16 protein-coding genes are annotated in these 14,681 nt (G+C 46.8%); 8 read left to right on the top strand and 8 right to left on the bottom strand.

Going from position 1 to position 14,681, the window contains the following annotated elements; all coding sequences use genetic code 11:
• Positions 1 to 4: 4 nt before the first annotated feature.
• The 5 genes from DWW52_RS17120 (at position 5) to DWW52_RS17135 (ending at position 5,464) form a co-directional block, all read left to right on the top strand.
• Positions 5 to 1,687 carry a PKD-like family lipoprotein gene (locus tag DWW52_RS17120; protein ID WP_118716682.1) on the top strand — a complete coding sequence of 561 codons (1,683 nt, stop codon included), beginning with the start codon at positions 5 to 7 and terminating at the stop codon, positions 1,685 to 1,687.
• A gap of 336 nt (positions 1,688 to 2,023) precedes the next feature.
• Positions 2,024 to 2,581, top strand: a complete 558-nt coding sequence (locus DWW52_RS17125; RefSeq protein ID WP_118716683.1) for a sigma-70 family RNA polymerase sigma factor — start codon at positions 2,024 to 2,026, stop codon at positions 2,579 to 2,581.
• Positions 2,582 to 2,733: 152 nt separating this feature from the next.
• Complete coding sequence (locus DWW52_RS21065) at positions 2,734 to 2,892, top strand: hypothetical protein (RefSeq protein ID WP_158582650.1); 159 nt, start codon at positions 2,734 to 2,736, stop codon at positions 2,890 to 2,892.
• A 266-nt stretch (positions 2,893 to 3,158) separates the two neighbouring features.
• Positions 3,159 to 4,421, top strand: coding sequence for a DNA cytosine methyltransferase (locus tag DWW52_RS17130; protein ID WP_118716684.1), 1,263 nt, complete (start codon positions 3,159 to 3,161; stop codon positions 4,419 to 4,421).
• Complete coding sequence (locus DWW52_RS17135) at positions 4,418 to 5,464, top strand: hypothetical protein (RefSeq protein ID WP_118716685.1); 1,047 nt, start codon at positions 4,418 to 4,420, stop codon at positions 5,462 to 5,464. Before DWW52_RS17130 ends, DWW52_RS17135 begins: the two co-directional genes overlap by 4 nt.
• 10 nt (positions 5,465 to 5,474) lie before the next feature.
• On the opposite strand, the gene DWW52_RS17140 is transcribed toward DWW52_RS17135, so the two are convergent.
• The 6 genes from DWW52_RS17140 to DWW52_RS17165 all read right to left on the bottom strand — a co-directional run bounded on the left by DWW52_RS17140 (position 5,475) and on the right by DWW52_RS17165 (position 11,336).
• Positions 5,475 to 5,957: an N-acetyltransferase gene (locus tag DWW52_RS17140; protein ID WP_118716686.1), complete on the bottom strand. Its 483-nt coding sequence runs from the start codon at positions 5,955 to 5,957 to the stop codon at positions 5,475 to 5,477.
• 9 nt (positions 5,958 to 5,966) lie between these two features.
• The gene (locus DWW52_RS17145) at positions 5,967 to 7,586 is read right to left on the bottom strand and encodes a hypothetical protein (protein ID WP_118716687.1); all 1,620 of its coding nucleotides are present in this window, start codon (positions 7,584 to 7,586) and stop codon (positions 5,967 to 5,969) included.
• Positions 7,587 to 7,913: 327 nt separating this feature from the next.
• On the bottom strand, positions 7,914 to 8,645 hold the full coding sequence (locus DWW52_RS17150; protein WP_118716688.1) for an ABC transporter ATP-binding protein: 732 nt from the start codon (positions 8,643 to 8,645) through the stop codon (positions 7,914 to 7,916).
• The gene (locus tag DWW52_RS17155) at positions 8,635 to 9,549 is read right to left on the bottom strand and encodes a glycine betaine ABC transporter substrate-binding protein (protein WP_233556962.1); all 915 of its coding nucleotides are present in this window, start codon (positions 9,547 to 9,549) and stop codon (positions 8,635 to 8,637) included. The genes DWW52_RS17150 and DWW52_RS17155 overlap by 11 nt, the downstream gene beginning before the upstream one ends.
• The gene (locus DWW52_RS17160) at positions 9,546 to 10,187 is read right to left on the bottom strand and encodes an ABC transporter permease (RefSeq protein ID WP_118716689.1); all 642 of its coding nucleotides are present in this window, start codon (positions 10,185 to 10,187) and stop codon (positions 9,546 to 9,548) included. The genes DWW52_RS17155 and DWW52_RS17160 overlap by 4 nt, the downstream gene beginning before the upstream one ends.
• 18 nt (positions 10,188 to 10,205) lie before the next feature.
• Positions 10,206 to 11,336, bottom strand: coding sequence for a hypothetical protein (locus tag DWW52_RS17165; protein ID WP_233556964.1), 1,131 nt, complete (start codon positions 11,334 to 11,336; stop codon positions 10,206 to 10,208).
• A gap of 191 nt (positions 11,337 to 11,527) precedes the next feature.
• Here DWW52_RS17165 and DWW52_RS17170 point away from each other — a divergent pair, with 191 nt between their 5' ends.
• Entirely contained in the window at positions 11,528 to 12,436 is a 909-nt protein-coding gene (locus tag DWW52_RS17170) for a DUF5996 family protein (protein ID WP_118716691.1), read from the top strand.
• Positions 12,437 to 12,450: 14 nt separating this feature from the next.
• Here the strand turns inward: DWW52_RS17170 and DWW52_RS17175 are convergent, their stop codons facing one another.
• Positions 12,451 to 12,840 (bottom strand): DUF3795 domain-containing protein, encoded by a 390-nt coding sequence (locus DWW52_RS17175; protein ID WP_118716692.1) that lies wholly within the window; start codon positions 12,838 to 12,840, stop codon positions 12,451 to 12,453.
• 107 nt (positions 12,841 to 12,947) lie between these two features.
• On the opposite strand from DWW52_RS17175, the gene DWW52_RS17180 reads away from it, so the two are divergent.
• Positions 12,948 to 13,235 carry a hypothetical protein gene (locus DWW52_RS17180; RefSeq protein WP_118716693.1) on the top strand — a complete coding sequence of 96 codons (288 nt, stop codon included), beginning with the start codon at positions 12,948 to 12,950 and terminating at the stop codon, positions 13,233 to 13,235.
• A gap of 27 nt (positions 13,236 to 13,262) precedes the next feature.
• Here the strand turns inward: DWW52_RS17180 and DWW52_RS17185 are convergent, their stop codons facing one another.
• Positions 13,263 to 14,417 carry an ATP-binding protein gene (locus DWW52_RS17185; RefSeq protein WP_118716694.1) on the bottom strand — a complete coding sequence of 385 codons (1,155 nt, stop codon included), beginning with the start codon at positions 14,415 to 14,417 and terminating at the stop codon, positions 13,263 to 13,265.
• A gap of 34 nt (positions 14,418 to 14,451) precedes the next feature.
• Between DWW52_RS17185 and DWW52_RS21320 the strand changes: the two genes are divergently transcribed.
• Positions 14,452 to 14,580 (top strand): hypothetical protein, encoded by a 129-nt coding sequence (locus tag DWW52_RS21320; protein WP_255419009.1) that lies wholly within the window; start codon positions 14,452 to 14,454, stop codon positions 14,578 to 14,580.
• Positions 14,581 to 14,681: the final 101 nt, after the last annotated feature.

Here is a 14,681-nt window from a genome sequence, read left to right on the forward strand (position 1 = left end):
TATCATGAAGATACAGAATTATATATGGAGTGCGATTGTCATGTTTCTCCTTTACGGTTGTTTTGACGATAAGGGAAATTATGACTATACGGAAGTTCCGGCGGTGCAAGTCGTCGAGTACATTACGAATGAGGAAGAACTTGGCAGTTTCTGGGCATTGACCGTCGGTGACGTGATCGAGGCTGAGCCGGTACTAAAGTTCACGGGTGATTCCACTATTCTAGCATTAACGTACGAGTGGGTGGTTGAAAACTCTACTACTCAAGAGTTAAAGACTATCGGGACCGAGAAAAAATTGATTTGGAAAACCGACATGGGCGGGTTTCTCTCGATTTACCTGTTTATCACCGATTCGCTCTCGGGCTATCAAACTGTGGATCGTGGAATTAATATGTGGCCCACGGACAATAATTCTACTTCCGAGGCATGGATGGTTCTTTCGGAAATTGATGGGAAAGCTTGTTTCTCTATTCTTGAGAACGTGAGTAACTGGGAGGGGAGTAACTATGTTTATCGTTTCCGCGAGTTCGTGGATTATTACCCGTTACAGAATGAGGGGCAGGAGTTGGGCGGTAGTCCGGTGAAGATCATGAATCACTGGCTCGGTTCAGGAAGTTCCTCTGCTCCGGGAATGTTGCTTGTTCTCCAGAACGGGGGGATAGGTCCGGTTTACCTTGGTAATCAAGATTATCGCAGAACACTTTATTTGAAGGATGACTTTATTAACGGTGTTTTACCTAACGTGGTATTTAAGGATGCCGTGGCGAACTCGAAAAGTCATGTCCTGCTTTCCGAGGATGGCGGTCTGTACATGAAAGCCGTGGAACATCTTGACGTGTGGTTTGCAGGTAAATATCTTGATGTCCCCGCCAATGTCGAGGGAGGGATGAAAATAGACCGTTTGATACGGATGTCTTACTCCGGGAATATTACTGGAACTTTTGCCCTTGACGTGATGCATCATCGTTTATTATACATCCAGAATGAGAATGATCTGGAGTACGGTGGAACTTGGGGAGATGCGAACGCGATTACCGAGATTTACACGGAACCGGCTGCGGGTATCACGCTTGCGCTAAACGACTTGAAAGATCTGGATATTCTTTATTGTGGCTCTTACGTTGGTTCTGTCCAGTCGGAGTGGGGAATTCCGGATCGCACCGCGGATATGCTTATGTTTTACAAGGATAATCGTGCGGGGAGCGAGACCGTCGGGCAGTATTGTCTTTATACTTTCCGTTTCGCTTTCGATTTTGAGCAATGGGTATTCAAGGCGTATCCCAAGATCGAGCGAGCGTTTCCCGCCGCCTTCCAGTACGCGATTCGTGAGGACGGGCAGTTCTTTGTTTCCCCCCACGGTGACCTGGAGTTTCTCTTCTTCAGCTCCGGAGGTAACAATGGAGAATTGTGGGGATATATCTTCCGGGGAGCGGGAGGAACCGATCCGGTCAAGTTGTTTGATTTTACCGGGCGAAAGATTGTACGGATATCCTCGACGGACTCGGGTAATGGAAGCGGTTCTTCGGGTATGGATTTGACCGTGGCCCTCGAAACGGGCGAGATATACATGTTCAACGTGCATAACTCCCACTTTGGTACCGGAATAACCCCGAAATGGGTATCATCCGAAAGTTACGGGAAGATCATAGACATGCGTTACGATGGTCCTTCCAAGAATGCCATATAAAAGCAATTAAGAATTGGAAATTGAAAAGAGATTTGTAAATCATTTTCAATTTCCAATTACTTCCCCTGTTGCGAAAAAAGAGGCTTTCGAGTACGAGGCTGGGAAGTGGCATTGTCAAATTATTTTATTCGGGGATTGAATTTTTTTTGATTTTCGGGTAGTACCAAGCTGATTTTTAAGTATTTTTATTATGGATGGACAGGGTAAATGCTATCGTGTGATGGAATATTTTCTTAGATAAACAACTTGTAACAAACGAAGAACGGGTTCTTCTCGTGTCTTCACTGGATGATTGCGTTTTTGTGAATAATATTTGAAGTCTAATAAAAAATAGATATGGTAAACCTTGAATCTATTTTGCCGGGCATAAACGCGAAAAATGAAAGATGCTGGGAGCAACTCTACTCGTCTTGCTATGCAGCCATGTGCGTGTACGTGGAATCAATTGTCAAAGACATGGATAGCTCGAAAGATATCGTGCAGGATTTGTTGGTAAATCTCTGGCATTCAGATATTCGGTTTACTTCTGCACGGGAATTAATGGGTTACCTGTATAAATCACTGTATAATAATTCTCTGCTTTATATTCGCAACAAGAAAAAAAGGGCAACGATCCTTGATAGGATGGACCGGGAAAAAGAGTGTGATGACTTTACCCGGGAATTTATGCTTGATACCGTGCGGGAGGAAGTGGTGCGTCTGCTTTATCTGCATATCGGTGATTTACCACGAGTGAGACGACAAATCATGAGATTAAGTATCAGCGGTTTTTCTGGAAAAGAGATTGCCGAACGACTGGGAATCAGCGTGAATACAGTAAAAGTTCAGAAGAATAAGAGTATCAAATATCTGCGTGACCGCTTGCTTGGTTATCGTCGGGAATTGGAGTGGTAAGCCTATCGGACGTTATTCCTGCTTTTAATCTGTTAAATTTAAGATTTTTCTAACACTTTATTTGGAAAATTCAAAATAATGTTATATATTTACAGTGAACGATGGTAGAAGCGTATTTGATGAAATGTTAGTAAACTTTAAAACGGAATGAGATGAAAGCAAAAGGAAATCAAATGGTTATCGTGGTTCTTTTACTAGTTGTCATCACTAGTATCGTTGTTTACACGTGGATAGGGATAGCGGAACTGATGAGTTCGTTTAATCACGTTGCGAGCGAGACGTTGACGACTATAAGAATACCGGGATTGTAAAAGCCTTTGGATGAATGTCCGGTATGAAAAGCCGGTCAGACTTCGGTTAAGAAAGAAGCAGGAAAGGTGAAAAGAGTGGGATTTTAACCGATGAAGGGGAATATGGCGTGTGGCGTCAAGAAACTAAGCCGGTCGAGATGCTTTTGTGGTCAGGTTGCCGGGAATCAGTTCGTGTGATAAAATCCGGGGAAATTCACCGGAGAGATTCTATAACCCGATAAATATTGTTACTTTTGTAGGTGCGAAAATGTATAAATTAAGAATAGATGGCACTTAAAACAATTCGGGTATTATCTTTATTTTCAGGTTGTGGGGGAATGGATTTGGGATTGGAAGGAGGTTTCTCCATTCATCAGGGGTGTGTTAACGAGAAAAATAATCCTGATTTTATCGAGAAGCAGGAAAGAGGTAATATGGTGAAATTACGTTCGACCCGATTCCGTCTCGTGTTCGCCAACGATATATTGAAAGAAGCCCGGACGGCTTGGACCCATTATTTCGCAAAGTACGGGTACGCGCCGGATGTCTATCGGGAGGAGAGTATCGTGGATTTAGTGAAACGCCATAAAGCCGGGGAAAGTATTTTCCCGGGAGAAATAGATATCGTAACGGGTGGTTTCCCGTGTCAGGATTTCAGCGTGGCCGGTAAACGCAACGGTTTTAACTCGCACAAGGATCACAAGGGAAAGATTATTGACGGGGAGGTCGCCTCCGAGGAGACGCGCGGCAAGCTGTACATGTGGATGAAGGAGGTGATAGAGATCACGAAACCCAAATTGTTCATCGCCGAGAACGTGAAAGGACTGGTAAACCTCTCGAACGTGAAAGAGATCATTCAACGTGATTTCTCCCGGGCGGACGGGGATGGTTATCTCGTGCTGGAACCCCGCGTGTTGCATGCCGCTGATTATGGTGTCCCGCAATCCCGCGAGCGGGTTATCTTTATCGGGATACGGAAATCGGCGTTGACACCTGCCGCCCTTGAGGCCTTGACACAAGAAGTAATTCCCGCGGAATACATGCCTTACCCGTCACCAAGTCACGCTTATCATATAAAAGATAAAGGGCTGATGAAAGCCCAGACGGTTGCCGGAATGTTCTCCGGGCTGAAGGAACCGGAAGATAGTGATGATCCTTCCCAGATGGTGTATTCCAAGGCTAAGTTCATGGGGGCCCATTGTCAGGGACAAACCGAGGTGGATATCAACGGGATCGGACCGACAATACGGGCCGAGCATCACGGGAATATCGAATATCGACGATTGTCAAAAGAGCATGGTGGTATCATTGATAGCGAGTTGAACAAGGGGTTGAAGGAACGTCGCCTGACCCCCCGGGAATGTGCATTGATTCAAACGTTTCCCCGGGATTACGAGTTCGTGATTCCCGATCCGGACAGGAAACAAAAGTATATACTCAGTCCTTCGGCTGCCTACAAGATTATCGGGAATGCGGTCCCCCCGTTGCTGGCATACCATATCGGGAAACGGGTTGAAAACTTGTGGAACCTTTATTTCGGATCCCGATGAAATCGTTGTTTGGTTTACAGGTTACGGATAACGAGGCTTTCGAGGAATTGTTGTCGAGAGTTGTGAATATGATGAACCGGGAAGCCGGGGAATTTCCTGATATGTATGGTAATTTACTGGGTAGTAAACTGGAAGATAAAGTGGTGGAGGTGTTGAATCGGTGTGCTGTCGGGACTTGTTTCGAGGGGCAGATCGTGAAGTATTCAGGGCAACGTTTTCCCGATATTGTTATTAGTGATTATTACGGTGTGGAGGTTAAAACCACGAAAGCGAATCACTGGAAATCAACCGGAAGTAGCGTGGCCGAGGGTACCCGGGTAGAAGGTGTGGAACGGGTGTACCTGTTGTTCGGGAAGATGTGTGAACCGATCCGTTTTATTTGTAAACCTTACGAGGCCTGTTTGTCGGAGGTCGTCGTGACGCATTCTCCGCGTTATCTGGTGGATATGAATCTGGGAGAAGGGGAGACCATTTTCGATAAGCTTGGCGTGTCTTATGATGAATTACGGGGACAGGCGAATCCGATCCGCACGGTTCTGGATTATTACCGTTCCCGGTTGAAAGAGGGGGAGGAGTTGTGGTGGTTGGATAATGATCATTCGGGAACTTCCAATCTTGTTGTCCGGATGTGGAGTGCTTTGTCTCCGGAAGAGAAACAGGCGTACCAGATGAAGGGATTTGCCTTTTTCCCGGAATTATTGAGTAACCACTCGGATAAATTCAACCGGATGGCTGTTTGGCTTGCTACCGGGGAAGGGGTGGTTTGTCCGAACCTGAGGGACGTGTTCTCGGCGGGAGGGAAGGATTGTATCGAGCAGGATGGGGTGATTTATCCGGGCGTGTCAAAGGTGATTGGTAAATTGTATCGTGGTTTACCGTCCGTGAAACAACACGTGTTGTCTGCCGATCGGTCTCTCCTGACGGAGTTCTGGGGATGTCCTTTGAGGGAAGGGGACGAGTGGAGAGCGTGGTGTCAACTGGCGATCAAGAATCTTGAAACAATCAATACCACCGGGCTCCCCTTGGAAAAACTGATCCGTTAGTCCGGCTTTCTTACAATTTCAAACGAAAAATATCGGAAACCTGTTGGAAGCCGTGATGCTCGAAGAAGCGGTGTGCCGAGTGATTATTGACTCCCGATTCGAGATAACAATCTTTCACTCCCCGTTCCCGGAAACTGGTCGTGGCACGTTGCAGGAGTTCCTGCCCGATATGTTTTCCCCGGTACGCCGGGTCAACGCTCAGATCAAAGACCTGTCCGTAAGGTGCGGCACCGTCTTCGGTGATTCCGAATAGGATGAAACCGGTAATCTCTTCCTCGTCCAGGTAAAGGAGAAGCGTGTTATCGGGGTTGGCTACCTGACGATCGAGGTATTTCAGCCATGCTTCCTGATAGTCGGGAGCCAGTTCGTTACTGTCAAGGGCGACACCCATTTGTAGTTCGCCGTGGGAAATATAAGCCTTGTGTGTCTCTATTATTTTAGAAAAAAACTCGCAAAGGCGGGTGCGATAATCGGTTGAATACGCTTTTATCATACGTGTATATTAAAATTGTTGTGTTTTCTTTTTGTAATGTTTCTTCTTGAGATAGTGGATGATCATCCGGACCATGACTTTCATGCTGAAGTAAATGCCGATCGTGGTGATCACGACCAGCAGGATAGCCGTGAATACCCCGAATTCCTTGGAGATCATGGAGAACACGGGAGCTTCGCCGTTCCCTTCCAGCAACACGCCGAAAAGCGAGGCGATGGAAATGAAAAGGAGAATGTTTTTCGTGTTGTTCGCTTCTTTCAAGTCCGCGATGTTGTTGGCGTTGTTGAGCGATTTGTCCACTCTTTCGGTGATATCTTTCAATTGCAATTCGTCATTCTCGATTCGCAATCGACGACTTGTCTCGTGATACATGTGCTTGTGGGACACGTAACGGAGGTAGCGTACGGAGTCAAGTTGCAGGATGAAATCCGAGAGGCTGATACTCAGTCGGGCGTTCTGCTCGATCATGTCCAGAATCTTGTCGTTGATCAGCGTGAACCCTTGTTGCCCGTCTCGTGATTCGGGATTACTGCCGTCCTTGATAGCCTGGCGTGAATTGAATATATACTTGTTCAGCACGTAGTTAATGGCGTGTTTCTTTGCCAGCAGGATTTCAATGATCACGAGGTATTCCGGCCAACTGACGTGATAGCGGTCACGTCGGGCGAGGTGCTTTTTCCAGTCGGTAGGGGATTCTTTACCCCGGTTCCCGTAAGTGCCGATCACGAGACTCATGTTCTCGTTTGCCAGCACGAGGTCGTCGGTGTCGATGGCGATGTTTTTCCCGCAGATGTCCTCGTAGCTGGAGTCCATGCGGTAGGGCCATTCCTCGGGGTAAAGGCTCATCAAGCCGACGAGTTCCGCTTTGTGACATTGTTCGATGTGCTCGATCACTTGATCCTCGCGCATCTGGTCAAAACGGATGCGGCCGGAGTGACCGATGGTTTCCCAGATATCGAGGAAGATATAATTGTGGCATCCGTACTCGAATTCTTTATCTTCTTTGTCTTTGCGGGCATCCTTGGATTTCTGCCTGTCAAAAAAATAGCGATAACGTCGCTGCACTTCCTCGAAGGTGATCCCTTTCGTGCGGACGGTCGTGGGATGTGCCACGGAATGTTCGTCAAGATGGAGATCGCTGATTGTTACCACTTTGAGCGATCCGTCAATCTCTTGTCCCTTCTTCTTGTTGTTGTATACCCAATGCTCGACATGTTGCACGATCCCGGCAACGGCGATAAGCTGGTCGGTGTTGAAGGGAGCGTCTATCCGGCAGAACTTGGTGTTGTTTATTTTCCCGTTCGAAGTCACGATGATCCGGTAGGAAATCTCGACCGTTTTGTTGAAGAATACGGCAGCCCGCACGTGTACATGGCCGTGTAGCTTGGCCGGGGTGTTCCCGCCGATGTCGATGCAGATGTCAAAACCTTTCAGGCGATAACGGTGGATGATTTTGTCAGAGTGGGTGAATAATTGGTCGTCGAAATTTCCGTCATCATCCTTTTTGATAAAGAAATTTGTTTCGGATGTTAGGGGAATTTCGATCCCGGCAGAAGTAAAGGTCTGTATCAATATGATTGAGAAGTCATTGTATACAAGACCGGATTCACACTGGTTATAATTTCTCATAGCATGCACGTTTGTCGCGAATGTAATTAAATTCCGTGAATGCTGGATATATTTGTTAATAATAGTTTATATGCGAACAAACGTTAAGTGGCGGCGAGAGTGATTATCGTGCTGTTTTACAGCCACTCGCGCCGGAGTCTCCCTGGTAAGTTAACGATAAGTTGCCGATAAGTTACCGATAAGTTGCCGATGTGCAGCGGTAACTTGTGGGTGATTTTATCTTGACCTGTCGTCAATATATCATTGAAATATAGTGTCGTATTCTCGGCAACTAATACGATGCAGGCAGGGTCGGGATGGGGAAGAAGAAAAAGGCTGACGAAAATGTCAGCCTTGTATTAGTTCTTTTACGAAAGGCGTGGCCGGGGAGGTCCGGATGTTGTCGGGAGTGTCGAGTTGTTCTACATTTCCCTTGTTCATCACTAGCACGCGGGTCCCGAGTTTCAACGCCTCTTTTATATCGTGGGTTATAAAAACGATCGTGACTCCCAGTTGTTCGTGGATGCGCAATATCTCGCTTTGAAGCATCTTGCGGGTAATCTCGTCCACGGCTCCGAAAGGTTCGTCCATGAGCAGGATGTCCGGGTTGGCGGCGAGGGCACGGGCTATACCCACTCGTTGACGTTGACCGCCGGAAAGTTCAGCGGGATAACGGTCGAGCATTTCCTGATCGAGTCCAAGGACCTTGATCAGGCGTTCAACTGCCGCTCGGGTTCGATTCTTGTCACTGCCGTTTAGTAGGCTCGGCACGTAAGCGATATTCTTGCGGATTGTCATGTGGGGAAAGAGTCCGATTCCCTGTATAACGTACCCGATATTACGACGCAGGAGAGTTTGGTTCTCTTTCGAAATATCTTTGCCGTTCACGCGAATGATCCCGAAAGTGGGGGAGATCAGGCCGTTGATCAGTTTTAATACCGTGGTCTTTCCCGATCCCGAACTCCCGATGATGGTGAGGAATTCACCTCGTCGGATGTTTAGGTTGAAATCTTTCAGGATTTCCCGTTCACCGTACAGCTTGGTGACGTGTTCGAAACGGATGGCAATATCATTTTCCATAGCTTAGTTGTTGGTTAAGTAATCCTTTTTTCTTCAAGAACTCGGCGGCTACTTCACGTTCGGGGCGGTGTTCGATATCCACTTGGTAATTCATGTCTGCCATATCGGAATCAGTCAGTATACCTTTCATCTTTTCAAGAATACCTTCCAGTTCGGGATGTTCCCGGAGGGTTTCCTCACGAACAACCGTCGCGCAGTAGTAGGAGGGGAAGAAGTGCTTGTCGTCCTCTAGCACGGTGAGGTGTGCCTTGCTCAACTGGCCGTCGGTTGTGAATATGTTGATCACGTCAATCTTGCCCGATTTCATGGCCTCGTACTTCAAACCGATATCCATGTCGAGGTTCTTCTTGAATTTGAAGTTGTAGTAAGCACAAAGGTCGGCGTACCCGTCATTGATCTCGTAAAAATCATACTCCGCGCCAAAGGTGAACTGGTCGGGATGGAGTGCCAGATCGGAAAAGGTTTTCAAATTATACTTTTTCGCCAGATCGTTGCTGACCGCCAGACTGTAAGCGTTGTTAAATCCGTAGGGAGAAAGCCATTTCAAGCCGTATTCCCGGGAATACACTTCATGTAGCACGGCGTGTAACTTGTCGGCCGGGAGTAGGGTGTCTTTTTTCAGGATCACGAGCCAGCCCGTACCCGTGTACTCGGGGTAGAGGTCAAAGTCTCCTTTAACCAAGGCCGGGTGAATGTTGCTTGTGCCACCACCCACGCCTTTCGTGATTTTCACTTGTAAGTCGGAATTCTCCTCGATAAGCAACGAGAGCATTTCACCGAGAATAAATTGTTCGGTCATGGGTTTCGTCGCGATACGTATGGTATCTTTCTTCTGTTGACATCCCCATAACAACGCGAGCCCGACGAGAGTCGCGACTAAACCGTGTTTTATACCTCTTGTCATAGTAATTTGCGTTTTCGTTTAATATACTTTTCGTAGCGTCCCACGCCCCAGTCGGCCAGCAAGGCAAGCAGGGCTATTAATAAACTCCCGGCAATCGTCATTGCCGAGTTGTTCGTCGTGATTCCGCGATAGATGGCTACACCGAGGCCCCCGGCACCGATGAACGCGGCGATACCCGTGAGGGCGATCGTCATGACCATCATGTTGCGGATGCCCGCGAGGATCACGGGAAAAGCTAACGGGATCTGTATCTTGTAGAGGATTTGGAAAGTCGTGCTTCCCATACCCCGTGCCGCCTCGATAATCTCTTTGTCGATGCCGATGATTCCCGTGTAGGTGTTATGTACCATGGGGAGCAGGGCGTAAATTGTCAGGGCGATGATCGCCGTGGTGTTTCCGATACCCGAGAAGGGAATCAGGAAACCGAAGAGGGCGATTGATGGGATGGTGTAGATGAAGTTCGTGAGTCCCAGCACGGTGGATGAACTCTTGCGGTAGAGACTGATCAAGATGCCCAGTCCCAACCCGGTAATTGCCGCGATCACGATGGAGATCAGCGATATTTGCAGGTGTTCTCCCGTGAGACTCAGGAAGAATTGCCAACGATCAACGTATAGCGTGTAGATTTCTTTAATCATCTTCTTGGTTTTAAAAGGTTAGAAATAATATCCCACGTTCACGTTGAAGCGGGCATGCCAGGAATCGCTCTCTCCCCCGGGACCGAAGCCGTTGAAATCGGGACCTAGCCAGCCGTGGTTCTTCCCCAGCGCGTAGTCGACATATATACACACGGGGCCACCGTCGAGCATGCATCCGGTCACGTTCTGAAAGCTATCCTTGTAATCGTTGTTCCGCTTGTCAAGCCAACCGAAGTCGTTGTACACTTGTACTTTCTTCAAGAACTTCCGGTTCACGGGGATCGTGTAGCCCGCACCTAGCATGTATACGTTGGCTTTCGCGGCCACGAGGTAGGGGGCCCCGTAGGCGGTCATGGATAGTACTTCGTCGTCTTCCCCGTCCGCGTTCTTGGGGTACATGGCGTAAGTGGTCAGTTGCGCTTTGAGGCTGATTCGTTCCGTGGCAAGTTCGTAGTGCAGGGCGAGCGCGTAATGCGTGCCGTTGTCCCGGGTATCAAGATTGTAAAGTTGTCCGAACTCCGCGGAACCTCCCAATCGTTGCCGGGTAGACTCCCCGAATTTATAAAAGGCTTGCCCGTTGAACTGGTTGATCTCTTTGTTACGTCCGGCCACATCGTAACCGTAGCGGTCATCGGTAGTTTCGTTGTCCGAGCCGAACAGTAACTCGTCGGCGTTCTTGAAAAAGGCGAAGGTGAAGTCCCAGTGATCGCCTTGGTACAGGTATTTGATTCCCATGTCCGAATCGTCTTCCAACCCGATGTAGTAAGCGATTTGCAGGAAGAAATTGTGAGAAGCGATCGGTTGTATTCCGAAAGGTACCCCGGTCAATCCAAGTTGAATTTGGTTCCTATCGTTGAATTGGTAGCCGATCCACCCGTATTTCAACATGGGCCCACCGAAGTCCTTGCTGTAAAAGCGGTAGTCGGCACTGAGCAGGATGTTACGGTACGATCCCGAGAGTTTGAAATATAACACGTCGAAACCGAAATCCCCGCCACGATCCCGGTGTCCGGGTTTCCAGTCACAAAAATTGTAATTAAAACGGAGTGCCCCGCCGAGTCTGAATTTCGGTAATTCCCGCTCCTGCGCTTGTGTTATCACCACGAGTAACGTCATGCATATCCCTAGAAATAGTCTTTTTTGTCTCATATACATTTACATTCAAATTGCATCTTTCGAGGTGTAACGGAAAACGTTAAAAAATAGTTTGCTTAAATTTATAATTTGTTTGCATAAACACGCTCAATATAACTAAACAGCCGAAATGTAGAACTATTTTAAGTGTTTGATCGTTAAAGGAAAAAGATAACGGTAAAATAACTTTTAAAAGATAGATAAGAATGGACAAGAAATTTATAAATTACACGGATTGGCAACAGACGGCCGACACGGTACACATGTACCTCCAGATGCTAGGCAAGGTAAAACTGGTACGTTGTCACAAGCGTCCTGAATGGGCTCACGTGCGGCTGTACCTGACAGTGGAGGGGATGAGCACGGGTATTATTCCCGGTGACGATTCGCCTTTCGAGATCCAGGCGAATTTCATGAAACACCTGATCCTGTTCCGAAACGGAAACGGGAAGGTTGTCACGTTTACTTTACAGGACGGGCTGTCCGTGGCGGAGTTCTACAAGCAATTCATGAAGAGCTTGGAGGAGATCGGTTCCCCGACGGCGATCAACGTGCGGGCCCAGGAGTTTTATGATCCGGTTGATTTCGACAAGGACACGAAACATCATCACTACGACAAGGAGGCCGTGCAACTCTGGCATCAGAATCACCTTTTCGCTCACGAGGCTTTACGGGGATTCTTGTCTGGTTTCCGGGGGAAAGTGGATGGCCCGGCGTACTATTTCGGGACGATGGATCTCACGGGAATCGTGTATAGCGGTGAATCGGCCCCGTTTGGCATGAACAAGGCGATTTCCGATCCCGCTTTTGACGAACGCTATTTCGAGTGCGGGTTCTGGCCGGGAGACGTGAATTATCCTCGTCCGGCCTTCTACGGGCTACCTTACCCGTTTATTGGTGATATCAAGGGAAACGATCATTTGATTCGTCCGGCCATGGCTATCTTTAAACCCGAAAAGAAGGAGTTTTTCCTGACGTTGGAAGATGCTTTTGCTTACGATGATCCGTTTGAGGCTGTACACCAATTCTTGGAATCAAGTTTTGATATCATGCAGAAGGTTCGCCCGTGGCAACATCTTGATTGGATCACCACCCCGTTGAGTTACACGAAATAACGGTAGGGATTTTTTTATTCGGAACGTTTCACGATCCGTTGTTTCTGTTGTTTGCAATAAATACAATAGCTGTAATGCACAGTCCGTAAATTGCCACAATCGGGACAACGGTATTTTTCCCGTTGTTGTCGTGTAAAAGCATCTTCCCCGTATTCCTTGATGTAGGCGAGGTTGTCGAGCATGCTCATGTTGTAGTTTGTCCGGTATCTTTCGTCCAAAGCCCGGAGACGCCTGCAAGGAAATTTAGGACATTCGAAGCAATACCCCTGTTTCTTCTCGCATCTTGTAATGACGCAATGGGTGGTTCTGCCTCTACATCCGGGACAGTTCTTTTTCTTGTTCTGGAATGAATGGCACAACTCGCAGTTCATCCCGCAGGGAGCCAAGGTGGTGATCAGATTCATTTTCTATACGGTATTATAGATTCTATACAAATATAGAAAATAACTTGATTTTTATTATTATTATTCATATATTTAAGGAATTATATTACTAACTAAATTTAACTGTCATGGGGTTCGAAGGACATGTTTTTGATGCTATACGGCGTACGGAAGAGAATCGAAGATTGATTCAGCAACGTCGGGATCGGATGAAATCTCTTATCGAGAAAATGAACGAGAAATCTCTTCCTGGCTATCCGGATAAGGTCCCGGAAGAAGAATTGGATCAAATCAGGAGAGACATCGTGAAAAGGGAATATGATGAAAAGATGTATTATTTCCGCTTCACAGTCTATTTTGTGGGAATCATACTGTTGGTTATGTTCGTGGTTTGGGGGGTGTGGAAATTGTGGTAATTTTGTAGGAGACTTTTCAGCCCCCTTTTATAATGTATTTTTATTATTTCCATATAATTGGTTTATCCACATCGCGAAGAGTTTATCTGTTACCGAAAAGGCTTTGTTGATTTCGGTAATGATGTCTTTGTCGAGTAATTTCTTCGAGGCAGATTGGACGGAACTTGCCGATGTCAGGCTGTGACGCTTGATAAATTCGGATGATGTGATACGTTCCGCTTCACCGTCTTTGGCAATGGCATATAGCAATTCTTTCTGTTTTTCAGGAATGTTTGACAATATTTCGCGGAAGATCGTGTCGTTGGCAGCAATCATATTGTCAATAGCGGCTTGTATGGTTTCGAGTGTACACTCTTCTTCCTCGGGAGTATCGGCAAACGCTTCATTGAAAGTCTTTTGAATGTAGTAGGTATGCCCCTTGAAAAGGTGGTAAACTTTTTCAATGTTCTCGGTTGCAATATGTCGGTTGCGTTTTTCAAAATGCCCCACGATAAATGGAATATAAATTTCCGGAACAATCGCTTTCAGTTCTAACATATCCGCGCTGTGATAGAACGGACGTGCGGCTGAAGTAAACATTTCTTGCATCATGTGGCGTTCGCTACCGGCGAAAATGAAATTACTGTTACGAAGTTTCTGTATATGTGTTCGTAGCAATGCTTCGATATTCTTTTCTGGATATTTAGCGATTTGCTGGAATTCGTCGATGGCTACGATACAGGGCTTGTCTGCATTGGCAAGGTACCGGAAGATTTCCTCCAACGTGTATTCCGGTCGGTCGATGTCGCCCAATTCCACGTTGAACGTTGGTGTTCCCGAAATGGGATCGAATCCGAATTTGCCGCTTATAGACTTGATGGTCTGGATAAAAAGGTTGGCCATTTTACGGCTTCGAGGCAGCAGCGTTTCATAAATTTCTCGCCCAAGGAGATAGGTAAATTCGCGGAGACTCGACGTGTGAAGTATGTCGATAAAAAATGTATAGTATTCCTTGCTGATTTCGGGTTTGTCATAACAAAACCGAATTAGTCCGGTTTTCCCCATTCGTCGAGGAGAAATGATTACCAAATTATTCCCATTGGTAATAGATTTGACGAGCCGTGCGGATTCTGTTACTCGATCGCAAAAATACTCCGGCTCGATCTTGCCGGTAACTATAAACGGGTTGATAATTTTTGCCATGAATTTTATTTTGATGTAAAAGTAATTATTTTATATGAATTATGCAAATGAAATAATGGGTGCTTTTTTACTTTTTGATATGACAAGTATCGAGGATGGTGCGCCTCGTAAGGAGAATTTGGGAAATGAGCGTTTGATACAATTATGCAAAGAAAGAGTCTAACAAGTTAATTTACCTAGAACTACCACCCCTAACCCCTCTTAGCACAGGAGGGGAAACCGCTTGGTTATCAATTCTCCCCCTGTGTAAGGGGGAGCTGGAGG

Origin of the sequence: Odoribacter sp. AF15-53 (genome assembly GCF_003479425.1) — a bacterium.
In the GTDB taxonomy this organism is placed as follows: Bacteria; Bacteroidota; Bacteroidia; order Bacteroidales; family Marinifilaceae; genus Butyricimonas.